The following is a 19,336-nucleotide window of genomic DNA, read 5'->3' as shown; positions in this document are numbered from 1 at the left end:
TTCGGGGAAGGGACAGGGAGATTCCATGATGACGACCGGTTTGACACGCATCGGCCTCGGCGCCGTAGCATTGGCATTGGCACTGACGGCTTGTCAGGAACGACAGACCAATGCGCCAGAGACAGACCGCGACGGCATTCAGCTCTCGGATCGATCCGCTTCCGCCCCCCGGCCCGAACCGGAATATCCGGACCAGTTTGACTATCTTCGCTACCGGATTGACGTCTCGGCCGCCCAGCCCGCGGCCTGCTTTGTATTCTCACAGGCGCTCGATCCCGCCGTTGATTATGCGCCCTATGTCGAGCTCGACCCGCCGGCGAATATCGCCCTGCAGGTGGATGGATCATCGCTCTGTGTAGGTGGCCTGACCTTCGGCCAGTCCCCCGACATCACATTGCTGGAAGGCCTGCCCGCCGCCGACGGCGACACACTGGCGGACTCCGAAACAACGACCATCGAATTTGGCGAACGCCCGGCCTATGTCGGCTTCTCCGGTGATGGTGTCATCCTGCCGCGCATTGATGCCGACGGGATTCCCATCGAAACGGTGAATGTCGATGAAGTCGACATCGAGGTCTTGCGGATCACGGATCGCGCCCTCGTCTTCCGCGAAATCACGCAAGGCTATACCGCCTCGGAAAATGAATGGGGCTATCTCTATGGCGAGGAAAGTCCGAATGATGTCGGGCGGACGATCTGGCAAGGCACGATGGATACATCGGGCGAGCCCAATGCCCCGGTGATTACCGTCATGCCGCTCGCCGAAACGATCGGTGTTCTGGAGCCAGGCGCCTATTTCGTGCGCGTTCGCGACGGCACGGTTGATGAGTCGGAAAACCAACCCGCCCGGTCGGAACGCTGGTTCATCATCACCGATCTGGCCCTGACCTCCTATGTCGGACAGGACGGCATCGACGTCACGGTGAGGTCGCTTCAGACCGGCCGGTCCGTGGAAGGCGTCGAGATCCAACTCCTCGCCCAGTCCAACGAAATTCTGGCCACCGTCGAAAGCGATGAGGATGGCCGCGTCCGTTTTGATGATCCCCTGACCAATGGCACGGGGGCCAATTCGCCGCGCTTGCTGGCTGCCTACGGTCCGGACGGTGATTTCGCCCTGCTCGACTTTGACCGCGCACCGGTGGATCTCTCCGAGCACAATATCAATGGCCGCCGCACGCCCGATGGCGCGGATGCCTATCTCTATCTGGACCGCGGCATTTACCGTCCGGGTGAGACGGTTCACGCCACCGCGCTGATCCGCGACCGGGAAGCCAATGCGATTGACGACCGTCCGGGCAGCTTCATTCTCTATGCGCCCAATGGCATTGAATCCGACCGCCTGCGTTTTGATGACGCTGATATGGCGGGTGGCCTGCAGCATGATTTCGAAGTTTCCACGGCCGCCGCGCGCGGTATCTGGCGCCTGTCGCTGGAGCTCGATGGCGTTGGCGTCGTGGGCCGCACCAGCTTCTCGGTCGAGGACTTTGTTCCCCAACGCATTGAACTCGACATCGACGCGGATGATACGACACCGCTGAAAGCCGAAGAGAGCCGCGGCATCGAAGCCAATGTTCGCTTCCTCTATGGCGCCCCCGGAGCCGGTCTGCCGGTCGAGGGTGAAGTGCGCATCGAGGTCGATCCCTCACCCTTTGACGATTTTTCCGGCTACCGTTTCGGCCTACATGACCGGGCCTTCCAGCAGATCGCCTATGATTTGCCGGATGCCGTGACCGATGGTGCCGGCCGCGCCGTGCTCGGGCTCGATGCCGGACGCCGCGGTGCCGAGGCCACCCAGCCCTTGCGCGCCCGCGTCGTCGTCTCGGCTATTGAGCCGGGCGGCCGCCCGGTGCGGGATGATGTCCGCATCCCCTATCGTCCGCGCGACCTCTATATCGGGATGGAACCGGATTTTGACGGCCGGGCCGAACGCGATTCGGCAACCGCCTTCAATGTCGTCGCGCTCGATTCCGATGGTGATCAGACCGATGCCCGTCTGGAATGGCGCCTGACCCGTCAGGACAGCCGCTATGACTGGTATCGTACCAGTGGCGGGGCCTGGCGCTGGCGCCGGACCACCTTCACCGTTCCGATTGAAGACGGTGTGATCCAGACCGGGGCTGAGATCACGGCGATCAACACGCCGCCGCTCGACTGGGGCAATTATCGCCTCGAAGTTTCCGGCCCTGATGGCGCGGCCAGCAGCTATGGCTTCTGGGTCGGCTGGGGCAGTGTGGCGCAGGATGGCGTGGAAGCGCCGGACCGCGTCCGGATTGCAACGCCGGAAGACGCGCCTGCTGTGGGAGATACGGCACAGATCACGCTGCAAGCTCCCTATGCCGGCGAAGCCGAAATCGTGGTGGCCACCGACCGCGTGATCGCAAGCTACAGTATCAGCCTGCCCGAAGGCGGGACCGGCTTCACCCTGCCCGTCACCGATGAGTGGGGCACGGGCGCCTATGTCATGGCCACGGTCTACACGCCGCGCGATGCCGCCGAACAACCGCGCCCGCGCCGCGCTGTCGGGGTCGCCTATATTCCGGTCAGCGCCGAGGAGCGCACAATCGATCTGGCCTTCGACATGCCCGAACTGGTGCGCCCGCGTCAGATCGTCAGCGTGGATCTCGAAGCCAGCCGGAATACGCGCAATGCCTATGTCACGGTGGCCGCAGTTGATGAAGGCATTCTCTTGCTCACACGCTTTGAATCGCCGGATCCCATCGACTGGTATTTCGGACAACGCGCGCTCGATGTGTCGCTCTATGATGATTATGGCCGTCTGCTTGACCCCAATCAGGGCGCAGCCGCGCCGGTGCGCTCCGGTGGCGACCAGATCGGCGGCGCCGGCCTGACGGTCGTCCCCACGCAAACCGTCGCCCTCTTCTCCGGCCCGGTCGAATTTGATCGCGATGGCAATGCCTCGGTCGATATCGAGGTGCCGGACTTCAATGGCGAATTGCGCCTGATGGCGGTGGCCTGGTCGAACACAGCGCTGGGTTCGGCCTCACAGGCTCTGACCGTCCGCGATCCGGTTCCGGCCGAGCTGATCCTGCCACGCTTCCTGTCACCGGGAGATCAGGCACAGGCAACGCTGACCATTGATAATGTCGAAGGCGATGCTGGCGATTACATCGCCATGTTCTCCAGCACCGGGCCGGTCAGTTTCGACCAGCCGCAGAATGGTGCGGCCATGGAACCGGGCGAACGCCGCGACGATACGGTCGGCGTCACGGCCAGCGATATCGGTATCGCGCGACTGTCCATGGATGTGATCGGCCCGGATATCGAACTGGAGTCGAGCTATCCGATTCAGGTGCGCTCCGCCTTCCGGCCGCAAGCCGATTACCAGCGCATCACGCTGGCCTCCGGTGAAAACTGGTCGCCCGATCCGGCGCTTCTGTCGGAATTCAATCCGGGCGATGCCGAGCTGGCCCTCAGCTTCTCGGCCATTCCCATGGATGCGGCCGCCATCTATCAGCATCTCAGCCGCTATCCCTTCGGCTGCACCGAACAGCAGACCAGCCGCGCCATGCCGCTGCTCTATGCCGGACAGATGGCCGCATTGGGCGGGCTGGAGGCGGATAGCGATATCCATCTGCGCATTCGCGAGGCGGTTGAAACCATCCTCAACCGGCAAAGCTCGGACGGTGCCATTGGTCAATGGCGCATGGGCGACCGCTATGCCGATGGATGGCTGGGGGCCTATGCCACCGACTTCCTCGCACGGGCCGATGCAGCCGGCTACGACGTGCCGGACGCCGCCCTTGATCGCGCCTATACGGTGCTCGGCCATATCGCCCGCGGGGATTTCTACCGCGCTGGCGGGTATGACACGGACATCCGCCGCGGCCCCTGGCAGCGCGATACGCAGCAACGCCTGAATGATCGCAGTCAGGCCTATGCCTTCTACGTGCTGGCCCGTTCCGGCCGCGCAGACGTTGGCCGGTTGCGTTATTTCCATGACGAGCGGATCGACCAGATTTCCAGCCCGCTGGCCCGCGCCCATGTCGCCGCCGCACTGGCCATGGTGGGAGATCGCTCGCGCAGCCAGAATGCGTTTGACCTCGCCGAACGCGTCCTCGGCTACAACAATCCTGGCGACTATTACCAGACGCCGCGCCGCGATCTGGCGGGCGTGTTGGCACTGGCCGCAGAGGCCGGCGATACGGACCGCGTCGAGCGTCTTGGCAGCCGTGTGGCCGTTGAGCTCCCGGCGGTAGACAGCCTGACCACGCAGGAAATGGCGTATCTGCTGCTGGCCGCCAACGCCCTCACACAGGAGGGCGACGAGGTGGACATCGCTCCGGATGGTGCCGTCACCGTGCGGGCGGAAAACCGCAGTTTCGCGATGTCGCCGGATGATCTGGCGCAAGGGGCGAGTTTCACCAATGCCGGAGATAATCCGGTCTGGTTGACCCGCGTGGCGCGCGGCACACCCAGCGAGCCACCGGCGGCCGATTCGTCGCGCCTCATCGTCAGCAAGCGTATCCACAATACGGATGGCAGCGAAGCCGACCTTGCCAATATTTCGCAAGGCGACCGGCTGGTGGTCTCGTTTGAAATCGTCAATCCGGAATCGCGCCGCGCACCATTGATCCTCGCGGATCTCTTGCCGGCCGGTTTTGAAATCGAGGCTGTCGTTCAGACCAATGAGGGCGGACCCAATGGCGTCTATAGCTGGCTGGGTTCCATCGATTCGGCCCGCATCCAGGAAGCGCGGGATGATCGCTATGTAGCGGCCATCGAGGTCTATGGCCGGCGCACGGAACGCTACGCGTACACGGTGCGTGCCGTCACGCCCGGCCGGTTCACTATTCCGGGTGTCGTCGTCGAGGACATGTATCGCACCGATGTCTTCGCCCGCACCGAAGCTGGTGAGGTCGTCATCCGGGCCCGCTGATGTCACGCATTCTGACCGCCTGGCGCTGGACCAGCCTCGCCGCCCTGCCCTTGATGGTTCTGGCGGTCGGGCTGGACCGGGTCTTTCCGCCGCCTCCTCTGGCGGAGCGCTCCATAGTCGTCACCGATGAGCGGGGTCAGATGTTTCGCGCCTTTCCGGTTGAGGGAGGGCGCTGGCGATTGGCCGCCGATCTGGAATCGATCGATCCGGCCTTTGTCACAGCATTGATTGCGGTCGAGGATGCCCGTTTTTACGGGCATCGGGGTGTCGATCCGTGGGCGGTTGTCCGCGCTGGTGTCAATTCGCTTCGCGCGGGCGAAATCGTCTCCGGCGCCTCCACCCTGACCATGCAGACCGCCCGGCTTCTGGAGCCACGCCCCGAGCGCAATCTCGGCTCCAAACTGATGGAAGTCTTGCGGGCGCTGCAACTGGAAGCCCGGTATTCAAAAGACGAGATTCTCGAAACCTATCTCACGCTGACGCCCTATGGCGGAAATATTGAAGGCGTCACCGCCGCCAGCTGGGCCTGGTTTGGCCACGCGCCCGACCGGCTGACGCCCGGTCAGATCGCCATGCTCATTGCCCTGCCACAAGCGCCCGAGGCGCGCCGCCCGGATTTGCGGCCGGAGAATGCCCGCGCCGGTCGCGCGCGGATCCTCGACCGTCTCGCCAGCTATGACATCATCGCGCCGGATATCGCGGCCGAATCCGCAACCGATCCGGTACCGGTCCGCCATGATTTTCCGGGCCTCGCCTGGCATGCCAGCCGGTATTTGCGGTCCGCAAACGCCGGTGAAACCGTCCATATCCGCTCGACACTGGATTATGCTCTCCAGCAGGATATCGAGCGTCTCGCCCTCGACGCGGCCGAGGCCGCCGGACCGGATGTGCAGCTGTCTGTTCTGGTGGTCGAGAATGAAAGCCGCGCCGTGCGGGCGGCCATCGGGTCGGCCAGCCGCGCCCGCGATGGCGGATGGATTGATCTGTCCGACCGGCCGCGTTCACCCGGCTCGACGCTGAAACCCTTTATCTACGGCATGGCCTTCGACGACGGGCTGGCGATGCCGCATACGCGTATCACCGATGCGCCGCGGCGCTTCGACAGCTATATGCCGGAAAATTTCGACCGCATGTTCCGCGGTGATGTGACCGTCGCGGAAGCCCTGCAACACTCACTGAACGTGCCGGCCGTGGAAACGCTGGATGCGGTCGGTGCCAGCCGCTTTGCCGCCGGGCTTCGTTTTGCCGGGGCGGCTCCCAGCATCACCGACGGCGCGGATACCGATACCGGTCTTGCCATTGCGCTCGGTGGCGCCGGGCTGACCGTACGGGATCTGGCGACGCTCTATACGGGCCTGGCCAATGGCGGGGAAGTGCGGCCGCTGGTCTGGCAGGCCGATGCGCTGGCCGATGAGGCACCCGGCATGCAGATCATGAGCGCCGAATCCGCCGGTGAAATCCTGGCCATTCTGCGCGGCGCACCGCAACCGTCCGGCCGTGCGCCCGCCAGCCTGACCAGCAATGCGCCGGCGATTGCCTTCAAGACCGGCACGAGCTGGGGGTATCGCGATGCCTGGGCCGCCGGAATTGCGGGTGGTTATACGGTGGTGGTCTGGGTCGGCCGCGCCGATGCCCGCCCGCGCACCGGACAGACCGGGCGCGAAGCGGCCCTGCCGGTCCTGTTTGATATCTTCGATTTGCTGCCGCAACGCGAAACCCCGCGCGAGGACCGCGAGCCCTGGCGTCTTGAGCAGGACACGCCCGAACCCCTGGCCCGGTATAATCGCGATCCGCAGCCGGAAATCCTGTTTCCGCCCGACGAGGCCGAAGTCTGGATGGAGGCCAGCGGGCGCGATTATGTCCTCGCCGGCCGGGCCGAAAGCGCCTTGCGCTGGTATGTCGATGGGACCCCCGTCGCGCTTAACGCTGCCGGAGAGCCGGTCTGGACGCCGCAGGGTCCGGGCTTCTATGCCGTTCGCGCCGTCGATGCGGACGGGCGCTCTACCGTTTCCCGGGTCCGGATCATCACCCCCGCCGGGTAAACCTGACATGCAAAAGAAAACGCCCCGCCCGGTTTCCCGGACGGGGCGCTTCATCTGCCGGGCCGGAGCCCGGATCAGACCTTATTGACGGCCGAGGATGCGGCTCTGGGCAGCACCATCATAGTCGTCATTGTGGCTGTCGAAATCCACGCCACCGGAATGGTCCTGATAGGACATCGGCGTGCGCGAACGTTCAACGGTCGGTGCGTCGAAATTCGGCAATTCGATTTCTTCGCAATCCATCATCCGCCACTCATAGCGCTCGCTGGAAACGAGGCGATAGCGCGTAATGGTTTCCGAGCGGCCCTGAACGGTGCGGCTCTCAACCGTTGCCGGCTGGGTCAGAACCTGAACCGTATAGGTGTCATATTCGGCCGGGATCGGAATTTCCTCAACGCGGCCACGCTCTACGAGCACTTCACGCGACACCATGGCGTATTCGGCCGGGGTCTCGATTTCATCAATGCGGGCAGGCTGGACAACCACATTGCGGGTGACCGTGCGGTATTCGCCCGGCTCTTCAACCAGACACCAGACTTCACCGGTTTCCGGATCATAGCGGGTAATCTGGGCACCCGGCACGCGGCCACGTTGCCAGGCCATGCGGGGCTCGCGAACCATAACCTGCTCGGTCACGGTTTCGTGGACGGCCGGACGCACGACGTATTCGGTGTAGGCTGGACGCACGAGCACATTCTCGGTGACCGTTTCATAGACCGGCTGATGCACGACATAACGCACACCGGCGTCACGGCGGACATATTCCTCGACACGCTCTTCAATGCGCGGCGGAGCCACGTCATAGGTCTCGTAGGCGTCAGACGACGTGATGGTTTCCGTATAAGGCTCGTAAACCGGCTCAACACGGACACGGGCATAGCACTCGCCCGGGGTCGCATTCGCGGGTGGCTCGGACGGGAACCAGGACATGTCGTCGGCTGCTGCAACACCTGCAGTCGGTCCGGCGATCAACGCGGCGGTGCCGCTGAGAAGAAGAAGACGTCGAAGCATTGGATACATTCCCCCAAAAAGAATTTCGATGACCAATCGTATACCGGGGTCAGGCCGGAGTTAAGCGAAAATTAATATTTTCGCCAAATTTGACGTGGAATACTCAGGCGACTCTCGCGTGAGGCGAATTATCGCGGCGCCAGCCAGTCAAAAATCGCGTCTAGCGCGACTGATTCTGTCAGAAGGGGCGTATGACCCGTATTCGGGACCTCGATATAGCCCATATCCGGCTTTCGCCGCATCATCCGGTCCGCGACTTCGCGTGTCACGAGTTCTGAAAGCGCGCCGCGAACCAGAAGTGTGGGGATTTCCCGCAACAGGTCGAAGGCTTTCCATCGATCTTCGGACGAGGGACCGCCACCCAGAGACGCCAGAATCGCCGGATCATAGTCCGAGCGGAAACTTTCCGGGCCCGTCTGACGATGGGTTCGCCGGGCAAATGTCAGCCAGAAGTCCTCTGATTCCTCATCGGGATGGACATGACCATTCACGTCCCGGCACCGCTGCGCCGCATCGCTCCAGGAGCGAATGGGCCCGCCCTTGCCTGCAATCTTGCGGATATTCTCCACGCCCCTGGGGTCAATTTCAGGCGCAATATCATTCAGGATCAGACCCCGCACCCGGTCCGGCGCGACGGCTGCGGCATACATGGCGATACCGCCTCCCATGGACGAGCCGATCCAGATGGCCGATTTGGCGACGAGCTGATCGAGCCAGGCCAGGCAGTCCCGGACATAGGTGTCCATGGAATAGGTGGCGGTGTCTTTCGCGAATTCGCTCTCCCCGCGCCCGCGCATGTCGAGGGCGAGCACCGGAAAGCCCTGTTCGGCCAGAGCCGGCGCGAAATCCTCGAAGTCCCGCGAATTGCGCGTCAGGCCATGCAGGCACAAACAAAGAGGCTTCGCCCCATCGCCGGCATTATAGCGGCCAAAGAGGCGAAGCCCGTCAGATGAGGTCAGCCACATCGGCTGAAACTCGGGCATGAGCAGATCCCTTATTCAGCGTGTCCCACTGCGGAGACATTACCCTCGCCGCCGGCCTTGGCAACGGCTTCGACATAGGCGCGCCGCGCGTCGAATTCCTTGGCCTTGGCCTCGTCATCGCGTTGCAATTCTTCCGGATCGAGATTGGCGTATTGGAGCACGCCCATCTCTTCATAGGTCTTCTGGATGTCCTTGCCCCAGATGCCGATATCCTTGACGATCGGCACAATGCGCTGGAACAGCATCTGGCGGTAAAGCTGCACAATTTCGGAATTTTCGGAATAATCGACGCATTCCTGTTCCGGCAGATCGAGCGCCCGATAGACTTCGCGGGCATCCGTCATCCGGCCGCGCATCAACCAGCAGGCTTCAACCAGGAATTCCTCGCGCTCATCGCGTTCGGCCTGGGTCAGTTGCGGATAGTAATCCTTCAGGGAAATCCGGCCAAATGCGACGTGGCGGGCCTCGTCTTCCATGACATAGGCATTGACCATCCGGGCCAGCGGGTTTTGCGCCATATCGCGAATGGCACCGAAAGCGGCAAGCGCCAGACCTTCAATGACAACCTGCATCGCCAGATAGGTCATGTCCCAGCGGCTGTCGCGCAGGGCCTGATTGACCAGCTCCTGCAAGGGGTGGGTCATGGGATAGGCGACTTCGAATTTCTTCAGAAGCTTGGCATAGGCTTCAACATGGCGCGCCTCGTCCATCACCTGCGTAGCGGCGTAGAATTTGGCATCGAGATCGGGGACCTGTTGGACAATTTTTGCGGCGCATAAAAGCGCGGCCTGCTCGCCCTGCAGAAACTGCGAGATATTCCAGGATTGCGAATGGCGCGTCAGCTCCGTCCGGTCTTTCTCGCTCATCCGCTCCCAGAGCGGTGAGCCATAAAGCCCGCCGACTTCCACCGGCAATTCCATCGGGTTTTCCGGATCGAGCTCTTGCGTCCAGTCGATGCGATTGACCGCATCCCACTGCATATCCTTGCCTTTTTGATAGAGGTGCATGAGCGTCTGGCGACCCTCATCAAACTCCCAGTCAAAAACAGCATCAAATTCCTGCGGAATGGTCCAGCTCGGATCAATGTCCGGCAGCGGATAAAGGTCACGCAAGCTCATCAGTCTCTCCCCGGTCGGTGCAGCATTTTTCTAAAAGTAAACGCTGTTCACTTCCGGGAGAGTGAGCGAAATTTACGGGAAACGCAAGGGGGGCGCCTATTCCGCAGGCGAAATTTCGCGCTGCGCCGCGACCGGCGCCGGCACCGGCTTTTCGCAGCCGGCCTTTTGCTTGATGGCCTTGCTGGTCAGGCGCGATCCGTCTGGCGACCATCCCGGCGGCGCAAACACATAGGCCAGCGCATGCTTGACGGATTTCGCCGAGGCCACGTCTTTCACAATGCCCCACCATTCATGGATGGAAATGCGCAGGGGATTATAGGTGCCCAAATTGCGGATGATGCCATACCGGCAAGGCTCGTCGTCCAGCTCGGCCTGAAACGTCCCGAACATGCGGTCCCAGATAATGAAAACGCCGGCATAATTCCGGTCGAGATAGAGCGGGTTGGTCGCATGGTGAACCCGGTGATGCGAGGGCGTATTCATGATCGCCTCGATCGGCGCCGGCAGACGCTTGATCACTTCGGTATGGATCCAGAACTGGTAGATCAGGTTCAGCCCGCCACAGAAGGCGACCATGGCCGGCGGGAAACCCATCAATATCATCCACGATCCGAACCAGATGAATTTCAGCGTGAAGACATTGAACCAGGGCTGCCGCAAGGCGGTCGTCAGATTGTAATGCTGCGAGGAATGGTGCGTGACATGATCGGCCCAGAACCAGCGGATCGTATGCGCAAACCGATGTGACCAGTAATAGACGAAATCATCCAGCACAAAGCAGATGATCCAGACATACCAGGCCCAGCCAAAATTAAAGACGGCATACTGGCCGATAAAGGCAAACCAGCTGGCCCCTACGGCCGCAAAGACCACGCCCGCAATCGTATTGCCGAGCCCCATGGCGAGGCTCGCGCCGGAATCGCGGGGCTCGAACTTCGCCTTGCCCGTTCGCTGCGCATAGATCAGCTCGGCGACAATCAGGAGCACGAAAAACGGGATCGCAATCTGTATGGGATCAGGAAGATCAGGCATGGCGGTCAGCTTTCCCCCGTCAGACGCGCGCGCCACTGCGCGGCCACATCTGCGTTGTCGAACTCGAAAATTGTATTCGGAAATGTGAAATCGCGAAAGCGCAGATCAAGCGCGGTGCCGTTTTCCGTGATGCGCGCAATATCGATGGAGGACATCAATCGGGAGACGAGAATGTCGCCCTGCGCGACAACCAGCCCGATGCGGCCCGTTGCTTTTTCCATGACCAGGGCGGCGCGCTTGTCTTTGGCGAGAACGCCTTCATCCGGCTCGAAGGCCAGAAGGTCCTGCCGCAATCGGGCCGCAGCACTGTCCAGAGAATCGATTGTGGACGGCGTCCATCCGCCCAGCCAGGCATTGAGGCCGATCAGCCCCAGAATGAGCACGGCCGAAACCGCAATAATGATCAGGGTCGTCATTCTGGAATGTTTGCCAAGAAAAAGGGCGGAGGCAAGGCCCCCGCCCTATCCCTGTTGTCGCAGGTAACGACTAGTTACGCAGACGGAACGTCACACCATAGGTGCGCGGATCGCCCGGATAGCCGTTGATATTGCCCGGCAGGGTCGAGTCGAAGGAGCCCTGCAGATATTCTTCATCTGCCAGATTGCGGCCCCAGACCTGAACTTCCCAGCGGCCATCTTCAGCCGTAAGGCCGACACTGCCGTTGAAGAGCTGGAAGCTGTCCTGAACCTGCAGCGGATCGAGCTGCGTGGTCAGGAAGGCTTCCGACCGGAAGAACATTTCACCGCGAAGGAAGAACTCCATATTGTCCGAAACCGGACGCTGATAGAGCGCTGTGATATTCCCAGTGAACTCTGCGCTGCCGCGCTCGCGGCCGGACAGATCCTGCACCGGCACAAGAGCCGGAGAGGTCGCACTCGGGCGGAACTGACAATTGGACGTATCGGAGACCGGGCACGGACCATCGGTGAAGGTCACATACTTGTCTTCCCACAGCCAGATCACGCCACCGGAAAGGGTGAGGTATTCGGTTGGCTGGAACAGGGTTTCAAGTTCGATACCCGAAATCTGGATCTCGCCCGCATTATCCGGCACGAAGGACGAGCCGGTAAACACGTTGGTCTGGAAGTCCTCGACATTCTGACGGAAGACCGCTGCGTTGATCATCAACACATCGCCGATCGTCGTCTTGATACCGGCTTCCCATGCGGTCACGGTTTCCGGATCGAAGGTAAAGCTGCCGACACGCGCCGCAGCCGAGTCGAGCGCAAAACCACCGCCCTTATAGCCCTGCGTATAGGACGCATACAGGTTGAGATCGTCCGTGGCGTCATAGCTGGCAATGATCGTGCCGGACAGGTTGGAGTCAGACCGCGAGGAGTTGAAATCCGGTGCCGGCGGGAAGAATTGGAGAGCACCAAGGCCGAGCAGCGTATTGATCGTCGGGTCCGCCGCTGCCGCTTGAGCGCCAGCAACAATCTGTGCGAAGCCGGCCGGGTTGTTGGTCTGCACGAAATTGACGTTTGCAGGCGTGAAAGGCAGGCCGGTCGCTTGCGTGAAGGCACCCGGGAAGATCAGCGCATTGAAGCCGATCTGCACAAAATCCAGAGCCGCGAACGGGTCCTGAATGGAGATGTCGGAACGCGCATCCTTGTCGTCATTCGTGTAGCGCAGACCACCGGTCAGGGTGAACCGGTCCGTCACATGCCAGTCCAGCTGACCGAAGAAGGCCATACTGTCATTATTCTGCCAGAAGGTGGACGACTGACCGGAACCGGCTGCCAGATACTGGCCCGGCACACAGCCACCGATGAACGGACCCTGAGGGCCGTTACACAAACCCTCAACGAGGCTCACACCGCTTCCGGGCGTGAACGGGTTGCCGTCCAGATCCGAGAACAGGTCCGCAAACGGGCGCAGAAGCGGGCCCTGGCGGGTGATGTTTGTCGTGTTCAGGTTCTGGTGGAAGAAATAGGCACCGAACAGATAGTCGACGCGGCGGTCACCGGTCGAGGTCATCCGGAATTCCTGAGTCGTGGTCTGATAGTCCTGATCCAGGAAACGGCGCTGGTTGAACGGCTGGTCCACCCAATCCGGATCGATGTCCTGATCTTCGTCATAGGCGCGGTAGGCCGTGATCGAGGTGAAGGTGAAGCCGTCGAACTCGTAATTCAGTTCTGCCGACAAACCGCCACTATTGATCAGCGACGCAATGCTGCCATCAATGGCGATCTGACCGGAATACGGATTTACCGGCAATTGGGTCACACCCAGAATGGTGAAGGCGCCGGCATTGCCCGGAGACACGCGTGTGAACGGTGCGGCGCAGCAATTTTCGTCGATCTGCTGCATGTCACCGATGATGCGCAGCGACAGGCGGTCATTCGGTTCGAAGAACAGCTGACCACGCCAGCCCCAGCGATTGCGCTCATTCACATCCCGGCCATCCGTCACATTGGTGATGAAACCGCCGCGCTGGTTGATATTGACGTCGAGGCGGCCGGAAATGCCATTGCCCAGACCATTTTCAATCATACCGCGGAAGGTGCGCTGATTGAAGGAGCCCAGCGTCACTTCACCCTCATAGCCGAATGTATCAGCCGGAGTTTCGGTGACGAAGTTGATCACGCCGGCAGACGTGTTCTTGCCGAACAGGGTCGATTGCGGGCCACGCAGGACTTCAACCCGCTGCAGGCCGAGGAAGTCACCGATGGATGCACCATTCCGGGACCGGTACACACCGTCAACGAAGACGCCAACCGACGGCTCGATACCGAAGTTGAAGGTCGAGGACCCGATCGCGCGAATGGAGAAGCTCGCATTGGAGGATGAGGAGTTCTGCGAAACAGACAGTGACGGAACCAGTGTCTGGAGGTCACGGACATCGCGCAATTGCGACTGTTCGAGAATGTCGCCGGAGACAGCGGTCACGGCGACCGGGGTGTCCTGAAGCGTTGTTTCACGTCGTTGCGCGGTCACGGTGATCGTGTCCATGCCTTGCGAATAGACGGGTGCCGCCGCGATTACGGCAATGGCCAAAGCGGTCGAACCGAGTGCCATCTTGCGAATGGATTTCTGCATATTTTTCCCCCTGGATCACCGCGTTTCTCTTGCGGCGTGAGCTTTTATTGCGCCTACTAGATCAAACTTCGATGCTCTTGTCAGTAGCGAACGCGCAACAGGCGAGCATCAGAATGCATCATCACGTGCAAGACGTGTGCCTGATCGGGGTTAACAGGGGGGAAATACAACTGTCATGCTTATGAGAATATTGGGCGGCCTGGTGCTGCTGATCGTATTACTGGCAACGGCTGCAGCGGGCTGGTTCTATCGTCCATGGTCGGATTATTCACCGGCACTCGTGCAACAGGCATTCGAGCCGGAGAATATTATCGATGTGTCACTGCACATGTCGGACTATTTCCCGTATGCTGGCCTGGTAGCGACGCAACCCGCCCCTTTCCCGCGCGATATTCGTCCGCTGGATGTGTCCTATGACTTCGATGGCGAAAGCCGGTCGCTGCAGCAATATCTGGAAATGACACAATCCCTGGGCCTGGCCGTCATTGTCGATGGCGTGGTCGTGCACGAACAATATCTCAATGGCGCGGATGAAATGAGTCTGCCGACCTCCTGGTCGGTCGCAAAAAGTTTTGTCGCCACGCTGATTGCCATGGCGATGCAGGAAGGCCGGATCGACAATCTCGACCAGCTCGCGCAGGACTTTGCGCCGCAATATGCCGGCTCCGCATTCGGCGAAACCTCGCTGCGGCATTTGCTGATGATGTCCACCGGTATCGATTTCGTCGAGGATTACAGCGACACGGAGTCTGACATCGGCGTTCTGTTTGCCGATCCCTTCGTCTGGGGCAGCAATATCGACCAATCCCTGCTGCAGTTCGAGCGCGTCACCGAAGCCGGGACCGAGCTCGACTATATCTCCTCGGCATCACACGTTTTGTCAGCCGTACTGCGCGGCATCTATGACCAGCCGCTGCATGAAATCGTGCAGGAAAAAATCTGGACCCCGCTCGGCATGGAAAGCGATGCCTACTGGAACCAGAATGTCATGGGCGAGGGCGGCATCGCGCTCGGCTATTGCTGTCTGAATGCGCGCCCGGTGGATTATGCCCGCCTCGGCCTGCTTTATCTCAATGACGGTGTCTGGAATGGCGAGCGCCTCCTGCCCGAAGGCTGGGTCGAGATGGCCACCCACGCCAATGCGCCCTTCCAGGAAGCCGATGCGACCTACCCGCTGCGCGGCTATGGCCTGCATTTCTGGTTTCCGGAAACCGACCGGGACGAGTTTTTCGCCGCCGGCATTTATGGCCAGTACATCTGGGTCGACCCCTCGCGCAATCTGGTGATCTCCCGTTTTGCGGCTGACCCACAATGGGGCGCACATACGGCGGAGACTTTTGCCGCCTTCCGCGCCATCGCCGCTGAAGCCGCGGGAGAAGAGTGATGGCCGGACACGCAACCGAATACGACTACATCATCGTTGGCGCCGGGTCGGCCGGCTGCGTCGTTGCCGAGCAACTCTCGCGGGATCGCGACGTGACCATTTGTGTGCTCGAAGCCGGCAAGTCGGACGATCACCCGAATATCCGCACGCCCATGCTCCTGAAGGAGGTCGTGTCCGGCGGCCCCTTCAACTGGAATTATGAGACCGAGCCGCAGGAACGCCTCAACAACCGGCGCATGTTCTGGCCGCGCGGCAAGACGATTGGCGGTTCCTCCTCCATCAACGCCATGCATTATATGCGCGGCGCACCGGAAAATTTCAACGAATGGGGCGAGATGATCGGCGATCCGGGCTGGAGCTGGACGGACGCGCTAAAGCGCTTCAGACGCCATGAGAACAATAATACCTATTCCGGTCCGCTGCATGGCACGGACGGGCCGCTTCATGTTCAGTCCATTCCGAAGCTCAACCCGCTGACAAAACTTTTCCTCGAAGCCGGGGGCGAGCTGCAATACCCGGAAAACAATGACTTCAACGGCGAGAAGCAATTCGGCTTCGGCCCCTATCAGGTGACCATGAATGGTCCGCGCCGCTGGAGTGCCGCCGATGCCTTTCTGCGTCCGGCACTGGAGCGCGGCAATATCACCGTCATCACCGAGGCGCTCGGCCACAAGGTCCGGCTGGAAATCGGCAAGGCCACCGGCATGCTGGTGGATATCAAGGGCGAGCTCACCGAACTGACCGCCCGCAAGGAAGTCATCCTGTCCGGCGGCGCGATCAATTCGCCGCAATTGCTGCAACTCTCCGGCATTGGCGATGCGGACTGGCTGAAAGCCGCCGGCGTATCGGTCGAAGTCGATCTGCCGGGCGTGGGCCGGAATTTGCAGGACCATCTCGATGTCGCCGCCGTGGCGCAGGTTAAGACCGCCGAGGCCATCGGCCTCTCTCTCCAGCGCTTCCCGAAAAATATGTATGACGTACTGCGCTGGATGATCCGCGGCGATGGCGATTTTACCATCAATCCGGTCCAGGGCGGGGCTTTCATCAACTCGTCAGTGGCCGGCGATATACCGGACCTGCAACTCGTCTTCATTCCCGGCTATTCCCTCAATCACGGCAAGGAAACCAAGATGGGTCACGGCATGACGCTGCATGTCTGCCATCTCTATCCGGAAAGCCGCGGCGAGATCCGGATCAAGAGTGCCGATCCGGCCGAATACCCGGCGATCGATCCGAATTATCTGGCCACCGATTTTGATCTGACGGCCCTGACCGATGGCTATGAGAAAGTCATCGAAATCCTGAAAGCGCCTGCCTTCAAGGACGAGTTTGTTGAATGGGTTCATCCGGAAAAATCCGGGACGCGCGATGATCTGGTCACCGACATTCGACAGCGCGCCGAAACGCTTTACCATCCCACATCGACCTGCGCGATGGGATCGGGAGAGCTGGCCGTTCTGAATGCCGATTGCAGCGTGAAAGGTGTCAAAGGCCTGCGTGTGGTGGATGCCTCTGCCATGCCGCGCCTGGTCGGCGGCAATACAAATGCGCCGACCATGATGCTGGCTGACAAGGCCGGCGAAATGATCCGCGAAAGCGCCTGAGGGAGGCTCGAATTATGAGTGATTTGGACAACAAGCAGATCGAGCGGATGGACGCCGTTTTTCGGGCGCAGAAAGCCGCCTTCGAGGCCGAACGCCATCGCAGCTACAAGGATCGCCTGCGCGATATTGATGCCATCGGGGCGCTGACGAAGAAGCATGGAGACGCCATCAAGGACGCCGCGGCGGCTGATTTCGGCGTGCGTTCGCGCTGCGAAACCCAGCTGACCGAAGTCACCTATATGACGACGGCGGTGAAACATACGCGCCGCCATCTCTGGAGCTGGATGAAAAACAGGAAGGTCTCCATCCCCGGAAATCTGGCACCGGGCAAGGCCTATATCCGCCGCGAACCCAAGGGCGTCGTCGGCATCATCTCGCCCTGGAATTATCCCTTCCAGCTCGCCTTTTCACCCATTCTCGCCGCACTGGCTTCCGGTTGCCGCATCATGCTCAAACCCTCCGAGCTGACGCCGAACATGTCCGAATTGATGCGCAACATGCTGGCCGAGGAATTTGACGAAACCCATATCGCCGTCCTGCTCGGCGGACCGGCCGTCGGCGAAGCCTTCACGAAAATCCCGTTTGATCACCTGCTGTATACCGGCTCGACCCATGTCGGCCGGATGGTCGCAAAAGCCGCGGCGGAAAACCTGACACCGGTGACGCTGGAACTGGGCGGGAAATCACCCGTCATTGTCGATTCCGGCTTCAAGCCGGAAGCGGCCGCGGCCTCCCTGACTTTCGGCAAATACATGAATGCCGGTCAGACCTGTATCGCGCCCGACTATGTCATGGCGCCGGCCGACCAGACCCGCCCGATTGCCGAAGCCATTATCGCCAAGGCCGAGAAATCCTACCCGGACTGGGCTACGGACGAAGACTACACCGCCATCGTGTCCGACCGCCATTATGACCGCCTCAATGCGATGATCCAGGAGGCAAAAGCCGGCGGCGCTGAAATCCTTCAGGCCAAAGGCGGCGATCCCGGCAATGCCCGCAAGATCGCGCCGACCGTGGTGCTCAATCCGCCCGAGGATTCCAAACTGATGCAGGAGGAAATCTTCGGTCCGGTCCTGCCGATTATCGCGCATAACGGACTCGACGACGCCATGAAGCGGGTGAATGCAAAAGACCGCCCGCTCGCCCTTTACGTCTATTCGAAAGACAAAAAAGCGGCCCGCCGCGTACTGGCCGGCACGATTTCGGGCGGGGCCGTGGTGAACAATACCATGCTGCACTATTCGGTCGAGGATCTGCCCTTTGGCGGCGTCGGCGCGTCCGGCTATGGGGCCTATCACGGCGAAGCCGGGTTCGAGACCTTCACCCATGCCCGCAGCGTGTTTGAAGCGCCGGTCTGGCACCCCTCCCGCCTCATCGCTCCGCCCTATGGCAAACTCTTCGACATGATTGCGAACAAATAGACCATGCTGAAAGACAAGACCGTATTGGTGACCGGCGCCTCGCGCGGCGTCGGCAAGGAAACCGCCCGCGCCTGCGCCGCTGCGGGCGCAAAAGTCATCCTGCATTTCAACGTCAATCAGGACGAAGCCGTAGCGCTTGCAAAAGAGATTGACGCGGTCGGCTGTATCGCCGCCGATCTGTCGCAAAAGGGCGCAGCTGACCGGATCTGGCTGAAAGCCAAAACCATGGCCGGTGGTGTCGATGCGCTCGTCAACAATGCCGGCGTCTATCGCGAGACCCCGCTGCACAATGCACAAAACTGGGAAGCCGGCTGGACCGAGCAATTGCAGGTCAACGTCATCGCCCCCTGCGAATTGATGCGCAATGCCATCAATGAGTGGAGCACAAAAGGCGGCGCTATCGTCAATCTCGCCAGCCGTGCCGCCTATCGCGGCGACGGGCCGGATCATGCCGGTTATGCGGCGTCCAAGGGCGCGCTGGTCGCTGCAGCAAAAACCCTCGCCCGCGCGCACGCGCACAACAATGTCCTGATCTACACGCTGACCCCCGGCTGGATCGAAACCGATATGGCCCCCTCCCGCGTCGAGGCGCGCGCCGAAGCGGTAAAAGATATTCCGCTCGGCCGTGTCGCCCAGCCGCAGGAAGTCGCTGCCATGGCGGCCTTCCTGTTGTCAGGCCAGTGCGGATCGGCCACAGGGTCGGTGATCGACATCAATGGCGCGAGCTTTATGCGCTGACCCGACTCCCCATCGGCGCAAACCCTGCTAGATTTGCCGTGAACGCCGTTCACGAAGCGGGCGGGCA

At 61.1% G+C, this 19,336-nt stretch carries 12 protein-coding genes; 6 read left to right on the top strand and 6 right to left on the bottom strand.

Annotated features, from left to right (window positions below; all coding sequences use genetic code 11):
* Window positions 1-25 precede the first annotated feature (25 nt).
* Window positions 26-4,897 carry an alpha-2-macroglobulin gene (locus tag P0D52_RS01895; RefSeq protein ID WP_394693753.1) on the top strand — a complete coding sequence of 1,624 codons (4,872 nt, stop codon included), beginning with the start codon at window positions 26-28 and terminating at the stop codon, window positions 4,895-4,897.
* The gene (pbpC, locus tag P0D52_RS01890; RefSeq protein ID WP_394693752.1) at window positions 4,897-6,939 is read left to right on the top strand and encodes a penicillin-binding protein 1C; all 2,043 of its coding nucleotides are present in this window, start codon (window positions 4,897-4,899) and stop codon (window positions 6,937-6,939) included. The genes P0D52_RS01895 and pbpC overlap by 1 nt, the downstream gene beginning before the upstream one ends.
* Window positions 6,940-7,020: 81 nt before the next feature.
* On the opposite strand, the gene P0D52_RS01885 is transcribed toward pbpC, so the two are convergent.
* From P0D52_RS01885 to P0D52_RS01860, 6 genes are all read right to left on the bottom strand, one after another.
* The gene (locus P0D52_RS01885) at window positions 7,021-7,950 is read right to left on the bottom strand and encodes a hypothetical protein (protein WP_394693751.1); all 930 of its coding nucleotides are present in this window, start codon (window positions 7,948-7,950) and stop codon (window positions 7,021-7,023) included.
* A gap of 128 nt (window positions 7,951-8,078) precedes the next feature.
* Window positions 8,079-8,933, bottom strand: coding sequence for an alpha/beta fold hydrolase (locus P0D52_RS01880; RefSeq protein WP_394693750.1), 855 nt, complete (start codon window positions 8,931-8,933; stop codon window positions 8,079-8,081).
* Between the two features lie 11 nt (window positions 8,934-8,944).
* The gene (locus tag P0D52_RS01875; protein ID WP_394693749.1) at window positions 8,945-10,051 is read right to left on the bottom strand and encodes a ferritin-like domain-containing protein; all 1,107 of its coding nucleotides are present in this window, start codon (window positions 10,049-10,051) and stop codon (window positions 8,945-8,947) included.
* A gap of 96 nt (window positions 10,052-10,147) precedes the next feature.
* Complete coding sequence (locus P0D52_RS01870; RefSeq protein WP_394693748.1) at window positions 10,148-11,083, bottom strand: sterol desaturase family protein; 936 nt, start codon at window positions 11,081-11,083, stop codon at window positions 10,148-10,150.
* Between the two features lie 5 nt (window positions 11,084-11,088).
* Entirely contained in the window at window positions 11,089-11,499 is a 411-nt protein-coding gene (locus tag P0D52_RS01865; RefSeq protein ID WP_394693747.1) for a hypothetical protein, read from the bottom strand.
* Between the two features lie 70 nt (window positions 11,500-11,569).
* On the bottom strand, window positions 11,570-14,122 hold the full coding sequence (locus P0D52_RS01860; RefSeq protein WP_394693746.1) for a TonB-dependent receptor: 2,553 nt from the start codon (window positions 14,120-14,122) through the stop codon (window positions 11,570-11,572).
* 175 nt (window positions 14,123-14,297) lie between these two features.
* Here P0D52_RS01860 and P0D52_RS01855 point away from each other — a divergent pair, with 175 nt between their 5' ends.
* The 4 genes from P0D52_RS01855 to P0D52_RS01840 are packed head-to-tail and all read left to right on the top strand — an operon-like array spanning window position 14,298 to window position 19,269.
* Window positions 14,298-15,506 (top strand): serine hydrolase domain-containing protein, encoded by a 1,209-nt coding sequence (locus P0D52_RS01855; RefSeq protein ID WP_394693745.1) that lies wholly within the window; start codon window positions 14,298-14,300, stop codon window positions 15,504-15,506.
* Window positions 15,506-17,110 carry a GMC family oxidoreductase gene (locus P0D52_RS01850; protein ID WP_394693744.1) on the top strand — a complete coding sequence of 535 codons (1,605 nt, stop codon included), beginning with the start codon at window positions 15,506-15,508 and terminating at the stop codon, window positions 17,108-17,110. The genes P0D52_RS01855 and P0D52_RS01850 overlap by 1 nt, the downstream gene beginning before the upstream one ends.
* Window positions 17,111-17,124: 14 nt before the next feature.
* Window positions 17,125-18,531, top strand: coding sequence for a coniferyl aldehyde dehydrogenase (locus P0D52_RS01845; RefSeq protein ID WP_394693743.1), 1,407 nt, complete (start codon window positions 17,125-17,127; stop codon window positions 18,529-18,531).
* 3 nt (window positions 18,532-18,534) lie between these two features.
* Window positions 18,535-19,269, top strand: a complete 735-nt coding sequence (locus P0D52_RS01840) for an SDR family NAD(P)-dependent oxidoreductase (protein WP_394693742.1) — start codon at window positions 18,535-18,537, stop codon at window positions 19,267-19,269.
* The last annotated feature ends 67 nt before the right edge of the window (window positions 19,270-19,336 follow it).

It is taken from the genome of Hyphobacterium sp., assembly GCF_043584775.1.
Classification (GTDB): domain Bacteria; phylum Pseudomonadota; class Alphaproteobacteria; order Caulobacterales; family Maricaulaceae; genus Hyphobacterium.
The sequence above is the reverse complement of the archived record's forward strand: the minus strand, read 5'-3'. Positions and strand labels throughout refer to the sequence as shown.

Coding starts and splice junctions, on each gene's coding strand:
- P0D52_RS01895 (WP_394693753.1), top strand. CDS start 26: ATGATGACGACCGGTTTGACACGCATCGGCCTCGGCGCCGTAGCATTG.
- pbpC (WP_394693752.1), top strand. CDS start 4,897: ATGTCACGCATTCTGACCGCCTGGCGCTGGACCAGCCTCGCCGCCCTG.
- P0D52_RS01885 (WP_394693751.1), bottom strand. CDS start 7,950: ATGCTTCGACGTCTTCTTCTTCTCAGCGGCACCGCCGCGTTGATCGCC.
- P0D52_RS01880 (WP_394693750.1), bottom strand. CDS start 8,933: ATGCCCGAGTTTCAGCCGATGTGGCTGACCTCATCTGACGGGCTTCGC.
- P0D52_RS01875 (WP_394693749.1), bottom strand. CDS start 10,051: ATGAGCTTGCGTGACCTTTATCCGCTGCCGGACATTGATCCGAGCTGG.
- P0D52_RS01870 (WP_394693748.1), bottom strand. CDS start 11,083: ATGCCTGATCTTCCTGATCCCATACAGATTGCGATCCCGTTTTTCGTG.
- P0D52_RS01865 (WP_394693747.1), bottom strand. CDS start 11,499: ATGACGACCCTGATCATTATTGCGGTTTCGGCCGTGCTCATTCTGGGG.
- P0D52_RS01860 (WP_394693746.1), bottom strand. CDS start 14,122: ATGCAGAAATCCATTCGCAAGATGGCACTCGGTTCGACCGCTTTGGCC.
- P0D52_RS01855 (WP_394693745.1), top strand. CDS start 14,298: ATGCTTATGAGAATATTGGGCGGCCTGGTGCTGCTGATCGTATTACTG.
- P0D52_RS01850 (WP_394693744.1), top strand. CDS start 15,506: ATGGCCGGACACGCAACCGAATACGACTACATCATCGTTGGCGCCGGG.
- P0D52_RS01845 (WP_394693743.1), top strand. CDS start 17,125: ATGAGTGATTTGGACAACAAGCAGATCGAGCGGATGGACGCCGTTTTT.
- P0D52_RS01840 (WP_394693742.1), top strand. CDS start 18,535: ATGCTGAAAGACAAGACCGTATTGGTGACCGGCGCCTCGCGCGGCGTC.